The organism is Paraburkholderia sp. BCC1876 (assembly GCF_902833695.1).
Taxonomy (GTDB): Bacteria; Pseudomonadota; Gammaproteobacteria; order Burkholderiales; family Burkholderiaceae; genus Paraburkholderia.
Map to the genome: position 1 here is coordinate 1,196,343 of NZ_CADFGI010000001.1, position 17,724 is coordinate 1,214,066.

The 17,724-nt window shown below is 62.5% G+C and carries 14 protein-coding genes; 5 read left to right on the forward strand and 9 right to left on the reverse strand.

The annotated features are described in order from the left end of the window. The first annotated feature begins 927 nt into the window (after positions 1-927). The 3 genes from HWY05_RS05210 to HWY05_RS05220 all read left to right on the forward strand — a co-directional run bounded on the left by HWY05_RS05210 (position 928) and on the right by HWY05_RS05220 (position 3,291). Entirely contained in the window at positions 928-1,689 is a 762-nt protein-coding gene (locus tag HWY05_RS05210; protein WP_035559163.1) for a 3-oxoacyl-ACP reductase, read from the forward strand. A 233-nt stretch (positions 1,690-1,922) separates the two neighbouring features. Next, positions 1,923-2,513, forward strand: a complete 591-nt coding sequence (locus HWY05_RS05215) for a YSC84-related protein (protein ID WP_035559165.1) — start codon at positions 1,923-1,925, stop codon at positions 2,511-2,513. A 331-nt stretch (positions 2,514-2,844) separates the two neighbouring features. Continuing rightward, positions 2,845-3,291, forward strand: coding sequence for a histidine kinase (locus HWY05_RS05220; protein WP_035559167.1), 447 nt, complete (start codon positions 2,845-2,847; stop codon positions 3,289-3,291). Between the two features lie 37 nt (positions 3,292-3,328). On the opposite strand, the gene HWY05_RS05225 is transcribed toward HWY05_RS05220, so the two are convergent. After that, positions 3,329-4,888, reverse strand: a complete 1,560-nt coding sequence (locus tag HWY05_RS05225) for a methyl-accepting chemotaxis protein (RefSeq protein WP_035559170.1) — start codon at positions 4,886-4,888, stop codon at positions 3,329-3,331. A gap of 223 nt (positions 4,889-5,111) precedes the next feature. Next, complete coding sequence (locus HWY05_RS05230; RefSeq protein ID WP_176057605.1) at positions 5,112-5,651, reverse strand: YbaK/EbsC family protein; 540 nt, start codon at positions 5,649-5,651, stop codon at positions 5,112-5,114. Between the two features lie 208 nt (positions 5,652-5,859). On the opposite strand from HWY05_RS05230, the gene HWY05_RS05235 reads away from it, so the two are divergent. Together HWY05_RS05235 and HWY05_RS05240 are read left to right on the forward strand one after the other, a co-directional pair. Further along, entirely contained in the window at positions 5,860-7,224 is a 1,365-nt protein-coding gene (locus HWY05_RS05235; RefSeq protein WP_035559178.1) for a YihY/virulence factor BrkB family protein, read from the forward strand. 408 nt (positions 7,225-7,632) lie between these two features. Further along, complete coding sequence (locus tag HWY05_RS05240) at positions 7,633-8,808, forward strand: porin (protein ID WP_035559179.1); 1,176 nt, start codon at positions 7,633-7,635, stop codon at positions 8,806-8,808. A gap of 226 nt (positions 8,809-9,034) precedes the next feature. Here the strand turns inward: HWY05_RS05240 and HWY05_RS05245 are convergent, their stop codons facing one another. The 7 genes from HWY05_RS05245 to HWY05_RS05275 form a co-directional block, all read right to left on the reverse strand. Beyond that, complete coding sequence (locus tag HWY05_RS05245) at positions 9,035-9,907, reverse strand: proteasome-type protease (RefSeq protein WP_035559182.1); 873 nt, start codon at positions 9,905-9,907, stop codon at positions 9,035-9,037. Positions 9,908-10,095: 188 nt separating this feature from the next. Beyond that, positions 10,096-10,896, reverse strand: a complete 801-nt coding sequence (locus HWY05_RS05250; protein WP_035559184.1) for a transglutaminase family protein — start codon at positions 10,894-10,896, stop codon at positions 10,096-10,098. A 12-nt stretch (positions 10,897-10,908) separates the two neighbouring features. After that, complete coding sequence (locus tag HWY05_RS05255) at positions 10,909-11,859, reverse strand: alpha-E domain-containing protein (RefSeq protein ID WP_035559186.1); 951 nt, start codon at positions 11,857-11,859, stop codon at positions 10,909-10,911. A gap of 214 nt (positions 11,860-12,073) precedes the next feature. Then, positions 12,074-13,483, reverse strand: a complete 1,410-nt coding sequence (locus tag HWY05_RS05260; protein ID WP_035559187.1) for a circularly permuted type 2 ATP-grasp protein — start codon at positions 13,481-13,483, stop codon at positions 12,074-12,076. A gap of 386 nt (positions 13,484-13,869) precedes the next feature. Further along, positions 13,870-14,322, reverse strand: a complete 453-nt coding sequence (locus tag HWY05_RS05265) for an HU family DNA-binding protein (protein ID WP_035559188.1) — start codon at positions 14,320-14,322, stop codon at positions 13,870-13,872. A 466-nt stretch (positions 14,323-14,788) separates the two neighbouring features. Further along, positions 14,789-15,535, reverse strand: a complete 747-nt coding sequence (locus HWY05_RS05270) for a tetratricopeptide repeat protein (RefSeq protein WP_176057606.1) — start codon at positions 15,533-15,535, stop codon at positions 14,789-14,791. Further along, complete coding sequence (locus HWY05_RS05275; protein ID WP_176057607.1) at positions 15,532-17,616, reverse strand: bifunctional 2',3'-cyclic-nucleotide 2'-phosphodiesterase/3'-nucleotidase; 2,085 nt, start codon at positions 17,614-17,616, stop codon at positions 15,532-15,534. The genes HWY05_RS05270 and HWY05_RS05275 overlap by 4 nt, the downstream gene beginning before the upstream one ends. Positions 17,617-17,724 lie beyond the last annotated feature (108 nt).

A 17,724-nucleotide genomic window follows, 5' to 3' on the forward strand; every position in this document is an offset into this window, starting at 1 on the left:
ACCATTGCCGCTACCGTTCTGCGCCCCCGTCGCCGACGTCGCCCCCAAACCCGCCGCTGCTGCGACGCCAACCCCACCGGTCGTCAGCAAACCGCTGCTCTCCCGCTTGCAGCCCAGCGTGTCGAACGTCGGACAGTCGATCGGCAACGTCTGCGCCACCACCAGCTTCGGCGCACCGCCCGAGGGCGTGCCCGGCGCCGGCGCGTTCGTTTGCGCACCCGCCATCGCCGCATACAGACTCACCGCCACCGCCAATACCGCCCGGCGCGTCCCAAGAATGCGCGTGTCCCCATTGTGCTTTTTCATTTCAGCCTCCTAACTAAACGCCTCGAACGACCGGCCCGAATAACAGATGAATCTGCGTTCCCTGTTAAAAGTGAAACTTCAAAGCCCAGTCGGTATTGCAAGGCGTCACGCTAAAACAGCGTCACGTCAGGTATCTCTCACGGAAAATCCCGGTCCGATTCGACGTGATCCGAGAGAAACGACAGGCTGCGCCAAAAGAGAATTTGAAAGAGCACAGCAGGGCCTGATGGAGGTTGAAGTTATGCGCAGCATCACGCAGCGACCGTGCGCTAGCCCACGCAATGCGGAATCGATGGAGGTTTTTCGATTAAATGCACGATTGAATTGTTAAGGATCGTCAATTACCGTTTTTAAAGAAGCGTCGGAAATTTTCGCCTTTTATCTATATAGTCCTAACTATTATTTTTACTTCATCAGATGAATCAGATCAGCGAATTACCTAAGTGTTAGTCCGGAGATAAAAGAGCACCCGCCGCAGCCACTGTGAGAGTAGTCACACAGACACAACAAACCAGCCGGGCTCCGCACTCCCGCACCTTCATCGCGGCATTGAAACTCGGCATCGGCTCTGAATCAGGCGACAATAGGAACATCGCCACTTCATCGACAACAGGGAAACAGATGCTTCTATCCGAACAATGGGTACTGGTAACGGGCGGCGCCCGCGGACTCGGTGCGGCGATCACGCGCGCGCTGGTACGCGAAGGCGCGAGCGTGGTCGTGAATTACCACAAGAGCGAAACGTTGGCGCTCGCATTGAAGGAAGAACTCGGCGACCACGTGTTGCCGCTGCAGGCCGACATCACCGATAAGGCCGCGGTCGCGCGCCTCTTCGACATGGCGCAGGCGCAGACCGGGCAGCCTATCGTATCGGTGGTGAACAACGCACTCGCCGACTTCCGCTTCGACGGCGACGCGCGCCCGACTATCGACTCCATCGACTGGGCACGCTTGCAGCAGCAACTCGACGGCTCGCTCAAGGGCGCGCTCAATACGATTCAGGCGGCAGTAGCGGGCATGCGTTCGCGAGGCTTCGGACGCATCGTCAACGTGGGCACCAACCTGTTTCAGAACCCGGTGGTCCCCTATCACGACTACACGGCGGCCAAAGCCGCGCTGCTGTCGCTGACGCGCACGGCCGCTCACGATCTCGGCCCCGACGGCATTACGGTGAACATGGTATCGGGCGGCCTGCTGCGCACCACGGACGCCAGCGCGGCCACGCCGGAATTCGTCTTCGACCTGATTGCGAATTCAACGCCGGTCCGGCGCGTCACCACGCCGGAAGAATTCGCCGACGCCGTGTTGTTCTTCCTGTCGCCGTGGTCACGCGCCGTGACCGGCCAGAATCTGATCGTCGATGGTGGCCTCGTGAAAGGCTAGACAAACGCCGCGCGCCACGGAACACGAGCGCACAAGAGCACGACAGCTCGACCCGACCATTCCAGCCGCTCAACACGCAAAGCCCATTCATGCGCCGAGGTCAGGCACGCGAAATGCTGGTTAGCAAGCGACGTAGGCTAGGGTTGACGTCACGGCACGACCGCTCTCTCGCAGGGCGGCAACAACGACAGCACATAAGCAAACACAATTTCAATAACGCAAAGGAAACCATCATGCGCAGACGACAATTCATCCTCACCGGCAGCGCCGCTCTCGCCACCGCCGGCCTCAGCCTCGCCGGCTGTACGACGACGTCGCCGTCCTCGAGCGCGTCGCCGTCCGCGAACGCGGGCAAGCGCGACACGATCAACGCAGGCATCGACTCGACAATGTCGCGGCTGTTTGCCAACGTCGCCGGTTCACGTGAACTGGTGGGCAAAGCACGTGGCGTGCTGGTGTTCCCGTCGGTGATTTCAGCGGGCTTCTGGGTCGGCGGCCAGTATGGCGAAGGCGCACTGCGCGTGGGCGGCCGCACGACGGGCTACTACAGCACCGTCGCGGGTTCGTTCGGTTTGCAGATCGGCGCGCAGTCCAAGGCGCTCGTGTTTCTGTTCATGACGCAAGACGCGCTCGACAAATTCCTCGGCAGCCAGGGTTGGGCAGCCGGTGCGGACGCAACCGTCGCCGTGCTGAAAGTCGGCGCGAACGGTGCGGTCGATACGTCGACGGCCACGAACCCTGTCGAAGCTTTCGTGTTGACGAATGGTGGTCTGATGGCGGGCGTGTCGCTGGAAGGCACCAAAGTTTCGCGCTTGATGATCTGAGTTTGACCATCGTGCCACGCAATCGCCGGGCGGTTGCGTGGCCGCTCCTCGGCTCGCTCAGGCCGCGCGCCAAAACCGCACAAAAACCGCAGTAAGCCCGCGTTAACCCTTGCGCGCGGCGCGAATGCTTTGCCCCATTCCCCGAGCACTCCGCTCACTCAACAGACGAATTCCCCGAGTCATAGCGAAACGCATTTGACGTGCGTCGCGTTTTTATTTGCGTCTCGTCAAGTAATAAGCGTCATGCAACCATTGATCGAAGGTAAATTCTCCCGGAGTCTTTTCTTTTTTACTACATTAGACGTTCGGCCGCCGTCTTCCGGAGTCCACTGTGACAAGACGTGTTTCGCTCGATGATGAAACCGAGTTCGCGATCTGGAAACGCCGGCACGCAGCGGCCGTGAAAGTATCGCGCCGCGTTCTGATCGGACATCGCGACAAGGCGATCGGCGAGTCGCTGGTGCTACTGCTTTCGCTCAAGGGCTACGACGCAATCTACGTCGTCGATCTGCACAAACTGCAGTCGTTTCTGAAGTGGTGGCGACCGCACGCCATTCTGCTGGACACCCGGCTCGACTCGGTTTCGGATTACGGATTCACCCGCACCTTGCGCGCCGAACCCGCGAATGCCGACATCCTCATGCTGGCCATGAGCAACATCTGGCCGCTCGATCCGATCGGGCCGCTGAAAGAAGCCGGTTTCGACGGCCACTGCCGGCGGCCCTGCTCGCTATGGCGCGTGGCGGACATCCTCGAAGAATATTTCGTTCGCGCGTAAAGGCGCGTTCGTCACAAACGCGCCCCTGGCACCCCGCTCAACGCACTGGCGGCAACGAGAACACCGCGATCGCTTCGGCCAGTTGGCCCGTCTGCGTTTTCAACACCTCGGCGGAAGCGCTCGCTTCCTCGACCAGCGCGGCGTTCTGCTGGGTCGTCTGATCCATGCTCGCCACCGCGATGTTGACCTGCTCGATGCCCGAGCTTTGCTCGACCGACGCTGCGCTGATCTCGCCCATGATGTCGGTCACGCGGCGCACCGCATGCACCACTTCCTGCATGGTTTCGCCGGCACGTCCCACATATTGCGAGCCGCCGGCGATCTGTGCCGCGGACTCCTCGATCAACGCCTTGATCTCCTTGGCGGCCGCCGCGCTGCGCTGCGCGAGGGTCCGCACTTCGCCGGCCACCACCGCAAAACCGCGGCCTTCTTCGCCGGCGCGCGCTGCCTCGACCGCGGCGTTCAACGCCAGAATATTGGTCTGAAACGCGATCCCCTCGATCACACCGATGATGTCGCCGATCCGATGCGACGACTGCGAAATCCCGCGCATCGTCTCGACCACCTGACCGACCACTTCGCCGCCGCGCGCCGCCGTCTCGGACGCGTTGTGCGCGAGCTGGCTGGCCTGCTTCGCGTTGTCGGCGTTCTGTTTAACGGTCGCGGTGATCTGTTCCATGCTCGACGCCGTTTCGCCCAGCGCGCTAGCCTGCTGTTCGGTACGACGCGACAGATCGGCGTTGCCCGCCGCGATCTCGTGCGACACCGACGAAATCAGCGTCGCGCCGCTGCGAATCTGCGTGATCGCGTGCGCGAGACGATGCTGCATGCGCTGCATCGCGGCGAGCAGGCTGGTTTCGTCGCCGGGTTTCGTGTCCACCACGAGATCGAGTTCGCCGTCGGCGATTCGCGCGGCAATCTGCGCCGCGTACGCGGGTTCGCCGCCGAGTTGCCGCAAGATGCTACGCAGGATCACACCGATCACCACGGACACCAGCAGACACAAAATCAGCGCAGCGCCCACGTATTGCAGCAGCGTCGAATAAAACGCGGCGTCGATATCGTCGGTGAAAACACCAGTCACGATCGTCCAGTCCCACGGTTTATAGAGCCGCACGTAGTTGATTTTTGGTGCCATCTGGTTGGAGCCCGGCTTGAGAAACTCCAGATGGATGAATCCTTCGCCGTCGCGTTCGGCGAGATCCGAACCGTCCTTGAACACGTGACGCCCCTGCGGATCGGTGAAGCCGCTCATGTCCTTGCCTTCGAGGTCGGCACGCACGCCGTGCATCAGGACCCGGGCGTGCGCGTCTTCGATCACGAGGTAGCCGCCGGCGCCGTCGTAGCGCATGGCGCGCAGGTCGGCCATCGCCGTGCGTTGCGCGTCGGCGAGCGGCATCGTGCCGGCCGCGACGAGGCCGTTATAGCGGTCGAGCACGCTGTACGCAACGCTGACCACGCTCTTCAATTCAGCCTGGCGGTCGGCGATCATCGTGTCGCGCGTTTTGAAAGCACCCCATAGGCCAATCGCCAGAATGCCCATGCACATTACCGCTAGCGCAAGCCAAAGCCGCACTTTCAGGCGAAACCGTTCCATCTCCGTGTCCCTTGTCCTTATGATCGCCGCGCGAGGCGGACGCCCCGGCGGTGCATGTCACTCTCTGGATTAACGGCGGAACGGGGGAAAACTTCAGGCTCGGTTGACGGACGCGCTGGTCGTCGCCTTCAGGCGACGGTGTTCCACTGAGAAATAAAGGCGCGATTCGCCCGCCGGCGCGGCATCGTCCATTTTGATTGCGCGCGCAACGATCTGCGAAGCGTCACTCCGCCGGCAGCGTGAGCGCGGCCACTTCGCAACGCGGCCATTGCCGCAAGACGTCCGGCGCCAGCAGCAGCTTGGCGGCTCGTATGCCCGCCCCCATGACGATCTGCGGGCGCGCCATCACCTCGGCGTCGACCAGCACGCGCCAATCGTCAGGCAAACCGAACGCCGTGATGCCGCCGAATTCCATGCCGCTGTGCTCGACCGCGGCCTCGCGTTTGGCGAACGAAAGCCGTTGCGCGCCGAGCGCGGCCTTCACCGCGCCGTTGATATCGAGCCGCAGCGACCCGAGCGAGACCAGCGCCGCGTAATGCTCGCCGCCGTCTTTCTTATAGCGGACCACGATCGTGTTCGCGCAGTCTTCGAGGCCAAAGCCGTAGCGGGCGCTGAATGCGGCGGTGTCCGACGCGTCGTCGCTGACGGCGAAAACCGTCACGCCTTCAGCGGGCAACTGCTCGACGACGTGCGCGGGCAAATGTGCGCTTAATTGCGCGGAGGAAATGACGTCGAGCCGCGGGTCGAGTTCGTGCGAGTGCATAGTGATCTACGTGAGTGAGGGTGCCCCGGCATTCTAACCAAGGGTGCGTTTCCGGTGCATCGCAGCGGCGGCGCACGCCTGCCGCGCTTGTTATAGTGACAGGCACAAGGTTTGCGAAAGACTTCGAGGCGAACCCCGCGTCGAGGCGACCTCAACGGCTCTCGCACCCGCCCGTCGCGGCGCCGGAACCCCATTGAGAAACACGATCATGGACATCGACACGCTCTCCGCCGAGAACCTTCAACACGTGGCCCGCAAGCAGGCGAACTGGGCCATCGGCGCGTTCAAACAGTTTTCCGACGACCGCTGCGCGGCCATGGCCGCCAGCATCGCGTTCTATGCGGCGTTTTCGCTCGCGCCCACGCTGGTCATGGTGATCGCGGTGGCGGGCTGGTTCTTCGGCGCCGAAGCCGCGCGCGGCGAACTGTTCAATCATATTCACGGCCTGCTCGGCGACCAGGCCGCCGCGGGCGTGCAGACCATCGTCGAGAACGCGCATCACAGCGGCAGCGCCGGCGGCGTCGCGGCAATCATTTCGTTCACCATGCTGGCGATCGGCGCGTCGGCCACCTTCTCTTCGCTCAATAGCGCACTCAATATAGTGTGGCCCTACAGCGGACCCCGTTCGTCGAGCGTGATCGCGATGGTGCGGGTACGCCTGATCTCGTTCGGGCTGGTGCTCGGCGTCGCGTTTCTGCTGATCGTCTCGCTGGTGCTCGATACGGTCATCACGTTCATCGGCAAGTGGTTGTGGGGCAATTCGCCGTATGTGGTGATCGGCAACCTGATGCAACTCGCCGTCGGTCTGCTGGTGCTCGCGTTCGCGTTCGCCGGCCTGCTCAAGTTCTTGCCAGACGACAAGGTACGCTGGCGCGATGCGTTGGTCGGCGGAATCGTCGCGGCTGTGTTGTTTTCGGCGGGCAAGAAGCTCTTCGCGCTCTACATCGCACACGCCGGCATGGCCAGTTCGTTCGGCGCGGCCGGCTCGCTCGCCGTGCTGCTGATGTGGCTGTACTTTTCGGCGGCCGTGCTGCTGCTCGGCGCGGAATTCTCGGCGGCGCGCGGGCGCATGCACGATCCGCGCGGCGGCTGGGGCATGCAGGACAACATGCCGCCGGGCAGCCGCGCGAAACTGGCTTCGGTGCTGGCGGCGTCGACCGTTTCCGCGAATGCGGTGCCGCACATGGATGAACCCGTAACCGATAACGCCGTGGCTGGAAACGCTGCGCGCGCGGCAACGGCAAGCGCTGCCGGATCGTTGCCCGGTGCAACACCGGCATCGACGTCCACTTCCGCGTCGGTATTCCGGGTGAAGCCGCGCACCAGGGCTTCCGCACGCGCAGCCGCGCTCAAGATGGGACGCACCGTGGTACAGGCCGAAGCGCAGGCCACGCGCATTGCCGCCGTCACGCTCATCGAGGCAAGCCGCACAGCCGTAGCGGCCGACCGATATGTCAGACGGCACCCGTGGACCTCGGTGTTATTCGCTGCTGTTGCGGGACTCGCGGCCGCCACCATGGCGCGCCGAAACGACAACACCGACAACGCCGACGACCCCACGCGCACCCCGTAAAACGCAAGGAGTGCAACCGCGAAGGTTGCACTCAGTTGGTCCTTCGAGTTGCTCCTGCTCACACCCCACAAGGTCTGTCTAGCGTCCGGTCAAGGGCGCATATTTCGTTTTTATACGACCGCTACAAAGCGCTCGGGACAACTAGACGACTAACTTACAAATACCCTCCAAACAAGTACCAAAAGTGCTAGTACCGAGGCACTCACTGTCTACAAAACAACAATAATGCTTGCTCGATGAATAAATATTGCAAAAATAGAAATAATCGTTAACAGGCTTTAAATACAAGGCTTTGCGTGTTTTGTCAGTTTTTGGAGACAGTCTTTTTTTTCCAGTTCTTGTGGGTAGAGCGCCTGCGCTATTCTGCGTTTCGCAACAACGAAACTAATCATCTGCGTGGAGAAATGGATGAAACGAATCGCACTGTCTACCCTCTCGCTGGCGCTCCTCGGCGCCACCGGCGTGGCACATGCTCAAAGCAGCGTTACCCTGTACGGCGTGCTGGATGACTCGATCCAATACGTGTCCAATGTTGGCGGCCATAGCCTGTACAACATGGCTGCAGGCAACCTTCAAGGCAACCGTTGGGGCATGAAGGGCACGGAAGACCTGGGCGGTGGCCTGAAGGCGATCTTCCAGTTGGAAAGCGGCTTCAACCCGAATAACGGCAAGATGGGCAACTACAACGGCACGTCGTCGCTGTTTGGCCGTCAAGCTTACGTCGGCCTGACGGGCGACGCATGGGGCACGGTCACGATCGGCCGCCAATACGACCCGCTGGTCGACCTGGTTCAGCCGCTGACGGCTGACAACTACTGGGGCAGCACGTTCACGACCGCAGGCGACGTCGACAACAACGACAACAGCTCGCGCACGAACAACGCAGTGAAGTACACGTCGCCGGTATGGGGCGGCTTCCAGTTCGAAGGCATGTACGCGCTGGGCGGCGTTGCAGGTCAAACGGGCTCGGGTCAATCGTGGGCAGGCGCAGCAACGTACGCAACGGGTCCGTTCAGCGTTGCAGCCGGCTACTTCCGCATGGACAACGCTTCGTCGGCTGTCCTGCGCAAGGGCTGGGGCGGCACGTCGGACGGCACGTTCGACGGCGGCCTGGAAAACGCAGCTTACTCGACGGCCAAGTCGATCGGCATCGCTTCGTTGGCAGCGCAATACGTAGTCGGTCCGATCACGACCGGCCTGCGTTACAGCAATGTTCAGTACAAGCCGGACGCAGCATCGGGCTTCGGTTCGACGCAGAAGTACAACGTCGGTGCAGGTTTCGTGAACTATCAAGTGACGCCGGCAGCTTTGCTGGGCCTTGGTTACACGTACACGCACAGCAACGGCGAAGCGACGGCAACGTACCACCAGATCTCGCTGGGCGGCGACTATAACCTGTCGAAGCGCACGGACGTCTACCTGGTCGGCGCGTATCAGCACGTGAACGGCAACGAACGCAGCGTCAACGCCAATGGTTCGGCAGGCGCGCTCGTGTCGGCAACGGCATCGGTCGCCGATTATGGCTTCCAGTCGAGCAGCATCAACCAGGCTATCGTCAGCCTGGGTATCCGCCACAAGTTCTAATTGAACTTGACGGACTGCTGAAGCACCACGCAGTTCAAAACCAGCCACGGGCGCAAGCCGGTGGCTGGTTTTTTTTCGTCCCGAGGTTTTGCACTTACGCGAGCTGCCGCGGCAAAAGAAAAAGGCCGTCAGTCAGCGCTTATCGCGCTTCGTGACGACCTTCCTTGATATGGATCGCGTTGCAGTGTTGCGCGCGCCTGGACCTTGATCTTGACGCGCCGCGGATCTACCGCCGCTGTGACTTGCCCTTTTCCGCCTGCGCCAACGTCTGCGCGGGCTTCGCGTCGAGTTCATGCTCGACGCCGTCGGCGCCGACCGGCGCGCGATGCAGCACCAGCGCACGCTCGCGCTGCAACAGCGGCACGTTCGGCGAATCCTGCCAGTCCGGATCGGGAATCTCGCCGAATACCTGACGCAAGCGCTCGCCCCAGGTACGGTGAATCATCTCGAAGTACGTATTGTCGTGGTCGATCGAGACAAAGCGCGTGACGTGCAGCGAATCTTTCTCATACACCAGCAGATCGAGCGGCAGCCCGACCGACAGGTTCGAGCGCAGCGTCGAATCCATCGAGATCAGCGCGCACTTGGCCGCTTCGTCGAGCGGTGTGGACGGTGTCAGCACGCGGTCGATGATCGGCTTGCCGTATTTGGCCTCGCCAATCTGGAAATACGGATTCACCGCCGACGCTTCGATGAAATTGCCCGCCGCGTAGATCATGAACAGGCGCGGCCGGTTGCCGGCAATCTGCCCGCCCAGAATAAAGCTGCAATTGAAGTCGACGCCGAATTCCTGCAACGCCTCCGCTTCGCGCTGATGCACGCTGCGCACCGCGCGGCCGATCACGCGGGCGGCGTCGGCCATGGTCGGCGCGTTCCAGAGCGTGGGCAGCGTGGGATCGACCGGCTCGGACAGCTCGTGCAGCACCGCCTGCGTGAGCGACAGATTGCCCGCGCCCAGCAGCACGAGCATGCGCTCGCCGGCTTGCTCGAACACCGACATCTTGCGCGCGGTGCTGATGTGATCGACGCCCGCATTGGTGCGCGTGTCCGACAGGAACACGAGCCCGTCGTCGACGGACATCGCTACACAGTAAGTCATAGGGAAAGGTACCTGCTAAAAAGCCAACTGAACGGCGCTATTGTAATGCGGCGCGCATGCGCCTCTCGTCCGTATTACGGCTTCGGCGGGTTCAAACTGAATGGATAGGTGGGCCGGCGCTCGCTGAAGGCACCGGCGGGCCGCTCAAGAGGTTCGCTCACAGAGCCCCTCAGCGGCCCCTGAGCGCCCTATTGCGCCAACTGCCCACTCACCGTCACCGACACCTTCAACTGCTCCTCCAGCCCGCCGATCCGGCGTCCACGCACCGGCGCGGCGGCTTCGTAATCTCGCGCAACCGCGAGCCGGCAGTAAATTTCGCTGGCAAACGCCGCGTGCGTGACGTCGACGGAAATCCAGCCCTTGCCGTCGAGCCACACATCGACCCACGCATGGCTCGCCCCGTGCTCGACGTCGCCGGGTTCGATGTAGCCGCTCACATAGCGCGCCGGAATGCCACGCGCCCGGCAGCACGCCAGCATCAGATGCGCATGGTCCTGGCACACGCCATTACCGAGCGCGAGCGCCTGCGCGGCCGTGCTGGTGACTTCGGTCACGCCCGGGTTGTATTTCACGCGCTGCACGATCTGTTCGGACAGTTCGATCACGTTGGCCGCGCTAGCCAGCGCCGGCACCGTGTTGGCCAGTTCGCGGATCGCCGCGTCCGCTTCGGTCAAGCGCGTCGAACAGGTGAAATGTTCGAGCGGAATCGGCCCGACGCCGTCGGGCAACCGTCCGTCGACCAGCGGAATCGTGTCGACTTCACCCGCCACATGCAGACGGATCTCGTTGTGCGGTTTGTTGATGACCAGCGTATGCAGCACGTTGCCGTAGGCGTCGAAGGTCGCGTCGAGCTTGCCCGGCGCGTCGATGCTCCAGCGCCGCACCACCTGCGACGCACCGCTTGCCGGCGTCAGACGCAATTGCTGGATCGAATAATGGACCGTCGCTTCGTAGCGATAGGACGTGTCGTGGCGGATCGTCAGGTACATGGGAAAACTCCGTCAGGCGACTGGCAGCATCAGATAGGTACGCGCAACCAGATTGCCGAGCTCGAACACGCGAGCAAGGAACTGCGTCAGATAGGCGTGCAGGCCGGCTTCGAAAATCTGCCGGATGTCGGAGTACACCAGTTCGGCGCGCAGCTTGCCGGCGAACCGTTCGCACTGGTTCGAGCCCGAGGTGCGCAGCATCGCCAGATTCGCGCAGACGCCTTCGAGCGACGCGAGCAGCGACCTCGGCATCTGCTGGTTCAGGATCATCAGCTCGACCACGCGCGCCGGTGTGACGACGTCGCGATAGACCTTGCGATAGATCTCCAGCGCCGACACCGAACTCAGAATCGAGGTCCAGTAATAGAAGTCTTCGAGCTGGCGCGCGGCGTCGCGTGAGTTCGGTTCGACGTCCGCGAAACGCACGTCGAGAATCCGCGCGGTGTTGTCGGCCCGTTCGAGAAACGTGCCGAGTTGCGTGAAGAAAAACGCGTCGTCCTGCAACGCGGTGCCGATCGTCACGCCGCGCGACAGGTGCGAGCGAAACTTCACCCACTCGAACAGCGCGCCCGGATTACTGGCCGCCTGCCCCGACGCAATGCGCTCGTTGAATTCGAGCCACGTGTCGTTGATGGTTTCCCACCATTCGGTTGTCAACGTGCCGCGCACGGCACGGGCGTTTTCGCGCGCGGCCTGCAGACACGAGTGAATACTCGACGGATTGTTGGCATCCGCCACCATGAAATCGAGCACGTGTTCGCGGGTCGGCTCGTCGTAGCGCTGCGCGAACGCGGTCTCGAGTTCGGAGATGCGCAGCACCGAACGTTGCGTGCGCGCCTCCTGTTCGGTCGTCTGCGGCAGAAGCAGCGCTTTCAGGTTGATGTCGAGCATGCGGGCGGTGTTCTCCGCGCGCTCCATGTAGCGGGCCATCCAGAAAAGGTGATCGGCGGTGCGGCTTAGCATGACGGCGTTCCGTATCTGATGACGCGAGGCCTGCGTCGAAGTAAAAGGCCCGCGCTGGTTATCCGTATGCGCCGATGGCGAGCATGCTGCCTGTTGCGTGCTGCCCGGCGCGCTGGGTTGCAATCGCGCTTGCCTGCCTGGCGAATCATGATTCGCTGGCTGCGCGCATGCGTGAATCGCATGCGCTACCTCGGCAAGCGTGTCGACAACCGCGTCAGTCGACCATCCACGTATCTTTGGTGCCGCCTCCCTGCGACGAATTGACGACGAGCGAGCCCTCCTGCAACGCGACCCGCGTGAGGCCGCCGGCGACCATGTTGACAGTTTTGCCGGACAGCACGAACGGCCGCAAGTCGATATGGCGCGGCGCGATGCCGGCTTCGACAAAGGTCGGACACGCGGACAGCGCAAGCGTGGGCTGCGCGATATAACCCGCCGGCCGCGCGATCAGCCGCTCGCGGAACGACTCGATTTCGGCCTTCGTCGAGGCCGGTCCCACCAGCATCCCGTAGCCGCCCGCGCCGTGCACTTCTTTAACCACCAGTTCGGACAGATGCGCGAGCGTGTAGGCCAGATCGTCGGGCTTGCGGCACTGAAACGTGGGGACGTTGTTGAGAATCGGCTTTTCGCCGAGATAAAACTCGATCATTTCCGGCACGTACGGATAGATCGATTTGTCGTCGGCGATGCCGGTGCCCATCGCATTCGCGAGCGCGACGCGGCCCGCGCGGTACGCGGTCAGCAAACCCGGCACGCCCAGCGCCGAATCGTTGCGGAACGCGAGCGGATCGAGAAAGTCGTCGTCCACACGGCGATAGATCACGTCGACGCGTTTCGGCCCCTGCGTGGTGCGCATGAACACGTAGTTGTCGTCGACGAAGAGGTCTTTGCCTTCCACCAGTTCCACGCCCATTTGCTGCGCGAGGAAGGTGTGCTCGAAATACGCCGAGTTGTACATGCCCGGCGTGAGCACCACCACGACCGGATCGTCGACGCCTTCCGGCGCCACCGAGCGCAATGTATCGAGCAACAGATCCGGGTAATGCGCGACCGGCGCAATGCGGTTCTGCACGAACAGCTCGGGGAACAGCCGCATCATCATCTTGCGGTTTTCGAGCATGTAGGAGACGCCCGACGGCACGCGCAGATTATCTTCGAGCACGTAGAACTCGCCCTCGTCGCCCGCGCGCACCACGTCGACCCCGGCGATATGCGCGTAAACACCGAGCGGCACATTCACGCCCTGCATCTCGGGACGATATTGCGCGTTGGTATAGACCTGCTCGGCCGGCACGATGCCGGCACGCACGATGTTGCGATCGTGATAGACGTCGTGGATAAACAGATTGAGCGCCTGCACGCGCTGGCGCAAACCGGCCTCAAGCGTTTGCCATTCGCCGCGCGGAATGATGCGCGGAATCAGGTCGAAAGGGATCAGCCGCTCGGTGCCGGACAGGTCGCCGTTCACCGCAAAGGTGATGCCGACCCGGCGAAACAGCAGGTCGGCTTCCGCACGCTTGCGTGCGATCGCCTCGTTGCCCTGCTTCACCAGCCACCGCTCAAAGCGCGCGTAGTGTGGCCGCACGGCATCGTCATGATGACGCATCTCGTCATAGCATCGCATGTCACGCCCCGCTCTTGTTGTCGGATAGAAGGCGAATGCGCTGCGCATTCGGTGTTCGACAATCGATCAAGCAAGCGCTATGCCATTGAGCTTTTTGCGTGCGAAACGACGACACGTGCACGCTAACAGCGCATCCCGGCCGGCATGGCGTCGCTGCCATCGTACTGCGGTGGCCCATGATGCGCTAGTACGGTGCACCCGCAGCAACGCGGTGCGTGGCCGGCGCGATTGGCGAACCGTAACGGCCGCCCATGAAAAAATCCCCGTGGGTTCGCACCCACGGGGATTCGGACAACTTGCACTGCGGAACGGCTCAAGCGTTAGCGATTGTTAAACCCGTTTGGGTAAGCCACCGAAGGCTCAACTCGCCAACACATGAAACACGCTCAGCCTGCAGCAGCGTCTTTCAGCTTCTTCAGCGGACGTGCCTTGATGCGCACGCTAGCCGGCTTGGCCGGGAACCAGCGCTCTTCGCCCGAGAACGGGTCTTTGCCGAAGCGCTTCTTCTTCGCCGGCACAGCTTGCACGACGATCTTCAGAAGACCCGACAGCGTGAATTCACCAGCGCCCTTCTTGTGCACTGCGCCGAGGATCGTGTCTTCGAGCGCGGCCAGAACAGCCTTGGCAGTCTTCGGTTCCACAGCGGCGCGTTCAGCGACGTGTGCAGCCAGCGAGGCCTTCGTGAAGGTGTCCTTGATCGGCGACGGAGCGCTGGACGCCTTCACGGCGACCTTCTTAGCTGCGACGGCTTTCTTCGCAGGAACTTTCTTTGCAGCAACCTTCTTGGCGGGTACCGGGGCAGCAGCCTTCTTGGCCACCTTTTTTGCGGAAGTCGGCATGTTTCTCCTACCTGTTGTGGTCAGTGAATAGCACGAAGCGCACACGGTATGTGCACGCTTCAACGCCGGATTCTACAAGCGCTAATACGATTTGCGCGACTCTTTTGTGTATAACGCCCAAGGTTTGTTGCGCGGCGCAGACTGCGAAACGCGTTTTGATGCTTGTTTTAGCGGGTAAACGTGCGTCGGCGGGGTCGACAACACCAACTCGTAACGCACGTTACAAGCCGTTTCGACACATGCATAACGGCCTATTTCGTGTCGGCCGGGTAGCGCCCGCGCGTCGATCCGGTGCGGCGAAACGGCAAAAGATAGCTAACAGAAGCGCGCGTTACGCCTACGCGTTATCCCTCCGCGTACACCTCGTCACGCAGCGGAAAAAACACGCCCCCTGCAGCGAAATACGCTGCAGGGGGCGGCTAAGTTTGATCTGCGACAGAAAATCGCAGACGGTTTCAACGCGCGATTACTGCCGGCTGACGTGTTTCAGATCGTGCTCGCTTTCCTTTACGTGCGCCCAGTATTCGTCGTCGTTGCGCGCCATGCCGAGTTCGCCGTTGCGATACGCGATCGCCAGCGCGAGGTTGGCTTCGGGTAACTCCGCATTGGCGGCGCGCGTGAGCCATTGCAGCGCTGACGCGTCGTCGTGCGGCAGCGTCGTGCCGAAGCGATACTCGTTGGCGAGCTGGAATTGCGCGAGCGGCAGACCGGCTTGCGCCGCCCGCGTCAGCCAATGAATCGCCAGCGCGTTGTCACGCGCGACGCCGTAGCCGTTGCGATAAAGCGTCGCGAGATCGTAGGCGGCCTGGGCGTCGACCGGTTCACGCAGCGCCGCCGGCGCGAGCCAGCGGCGGCTTTCCGCATAGTCCGGCGCGATGCCGGGCAAGCCGCGCAGCAGCAAGTGACCGAGCGTGGCTTGCGCGTCAGGCGCGCCGTCGAGCGCAAGTTGCCGATACAACTCGACGCCTTCGCGGCGCTCGTCGAGTTGCGCCGAACTCACCAGCACGTCGGCCAGCGCCTCGCGCGCCGCCGCGTTGCCGAACGCCGCCGTCAGCCGCAACCGCCACACCGGCGAAGCGGCATGCGTGGACGTGCCCTGCATCTGCCAGTCGTCGATCTGCGCGTTGGACACGTGAGTGGCCGCCACCGTCGCGAGCGTGCCGGCGCAAATCGCGACGGCCGCCGCCAGCGTCAAGGAGAAGCGCGCTTTCATTGGTTGAGGTTCACCGAGTAGACCGCGAGCCCCTTGCCGGTGCCGTCGTCGGCCTGGATCTGCGCGACGTTGGCAATGCCGTTGGTTTGGGCGAGCGCCACCAGATTCGGCGCCGCCTTGAACGTCACCGGGCCGGCGGTCGCGACCTTCGTGAAGCGCCAGCTTCGATCGCTGCCGTTACTCGCCGCCTTGATCGCCTGCACCTTCTTGATGTACGCGATCAGCACGTCGCGGCTCGCATCCGGCGACGCGTAAATCGTCTTGCTGCCGTCGAGGCCCGGGAAATTGCCGCCGCCGCTCGCGCGATAGTTGTTGGTCGCGACGATAAACGACTGCGTGTCAGAGATCGCGGCACCCTGATATTTCAGGTTGCGGATCCGGCTGCCCACCGCTTGCGTCACGTCGATCTCGTAGCTGAAATCCTTCGACGTGATCATGTCGAAGTTGTAGCCCGGATAGTTGCTGACCAGCGCCTGCGCCGCCGTGTTGGCCGGATCGATCTTGTTGAAGCGCTGGGCGGCGGTTTCGAGCCACGCTTTCAGACCGGCGCCCGTCACCTTCACCGCGTAGATCGTGTTCGGGTACAGGTAGAGGTCGGCGGCGTTGTTGATCGCCACGTTGCCTTGCGCGACGTCGGTGAAATCGTTGCCGCCGCCAAAGCCGCTCTTGAACGGCGCGCTCACCGACAGCACCGGAATGCCCGCATATTGCGGCAGATTCGCGCTGATGTAGTCCTGCGTGTACGCCGCCTGCGCCTGGTTGACGATCTCGATGGCCGACACGTCGCCCACGTCGGCGAAGTAGGTGGTCATGCGGAAATCGGTCGCGCCGATCGGCGTTTTCACATAGTTGATGGTCGCCGCGTGTTCCGCCGCGATCGCCTGCGAGATCGACGGATCGACCGCGACGTAGCTGTTATCCGCGTTCTGGATCGGGCGCGCTTCCGCGGTACTCGCATTGCGGTCCACGGTCCACGTGCCGTTCGTATAGTTCAGCGCGAGCTTGATGACGCCGAGATGCTTGCCCCAGAAATTCGCCATCACGGTCGGCACGCCGTTGACGGTGCCCTTCACCTTGTCGACACCCGGCAGATTGAACTGCGAGACCGTACTGTTCTTGTCGGGGAACACCTGGTGCGAATGGCCGATCAGCATCGCGTCGATGCCCGGCACCTTCGACAGATAGTAGCTGCCGTTTTCCATCGACGGCGAATAGGTCGAGTTGTCGAGCCCGCCGTGCGACATCGCGACAATGATCTGCGCGCCTTTCGCCTTCATTTCCGGCACGTACTTCGATGCGCTTTCCACGAGGCCCTGCGTGTAAACGTTGCCATCGAGCCAGCGCTTATCCCACGCCATGATCGCGGGCGGCGTGAAGCCGATCACGCCGATCTTCACCGGCGCGCTGACGGTCTTGCCGTCGGGCGTTTTCGCGGTCAGCGTGCGCTCGAGAATCGTGTACGGCTTGAAGATCGGCTGCTGCGATTTCGCGCCGAGCACGTTGGAGAGCACCAGCGGGAATTGCGGTCCCGCGCAGGTCGGCTGCGACGCCACCGGGCTCATGTTCGGCACGTCGAAGGTATTGCCGGTGACCTGCGCGAGGAACGGCAGGCCGTAGTTGAATTCGTGATTGCCGATCGTGCCCGCGTCGTACTTCAGCAGGTTCATCACCTTGTAGACACCGAGCGTGGTCTTGCAATCGACCGGCGCCACCTGCGCCTGATAATCCGCGAGCGCGGTGCCCTGGATCGTGTCGCCGTCGTCGAGCAACATCGTGTTCGGGAATTCCTTGCGCGCCGCCGCGATCAGCGTCGCCGTGCGCTCGAGACCGAGCGACTTGTCCTCGGCCAGCTTGTAGTAGTCGTAGCTGAGCAGATTGGTGTGGATGTCGGTCGTTTCGAGCAACGCGAGCGTCGCGGTCGTGCCGTTCGCCACCGCCGCTTGCGGCGGCGCGGCGTCGAGATTGCTGCCGCACGCGCTCAAACCGATCGCGCTCAATGCGCTTACGGCGCCCCATGCACCCCACGCGCCCACCGTGCCGCGCGTACGCAGCCCTTGTCCTGCCGTCGACTTCACTCGCATCCTTACTGCCCTCCGGTTTGTTGTGTTGTTGTGCCGGGTTGTGAGACCGGCCTTCATTACAAACAATTACAGAGGCGCCAGCGTAAGGCCGCTTTGTGACACTGATTT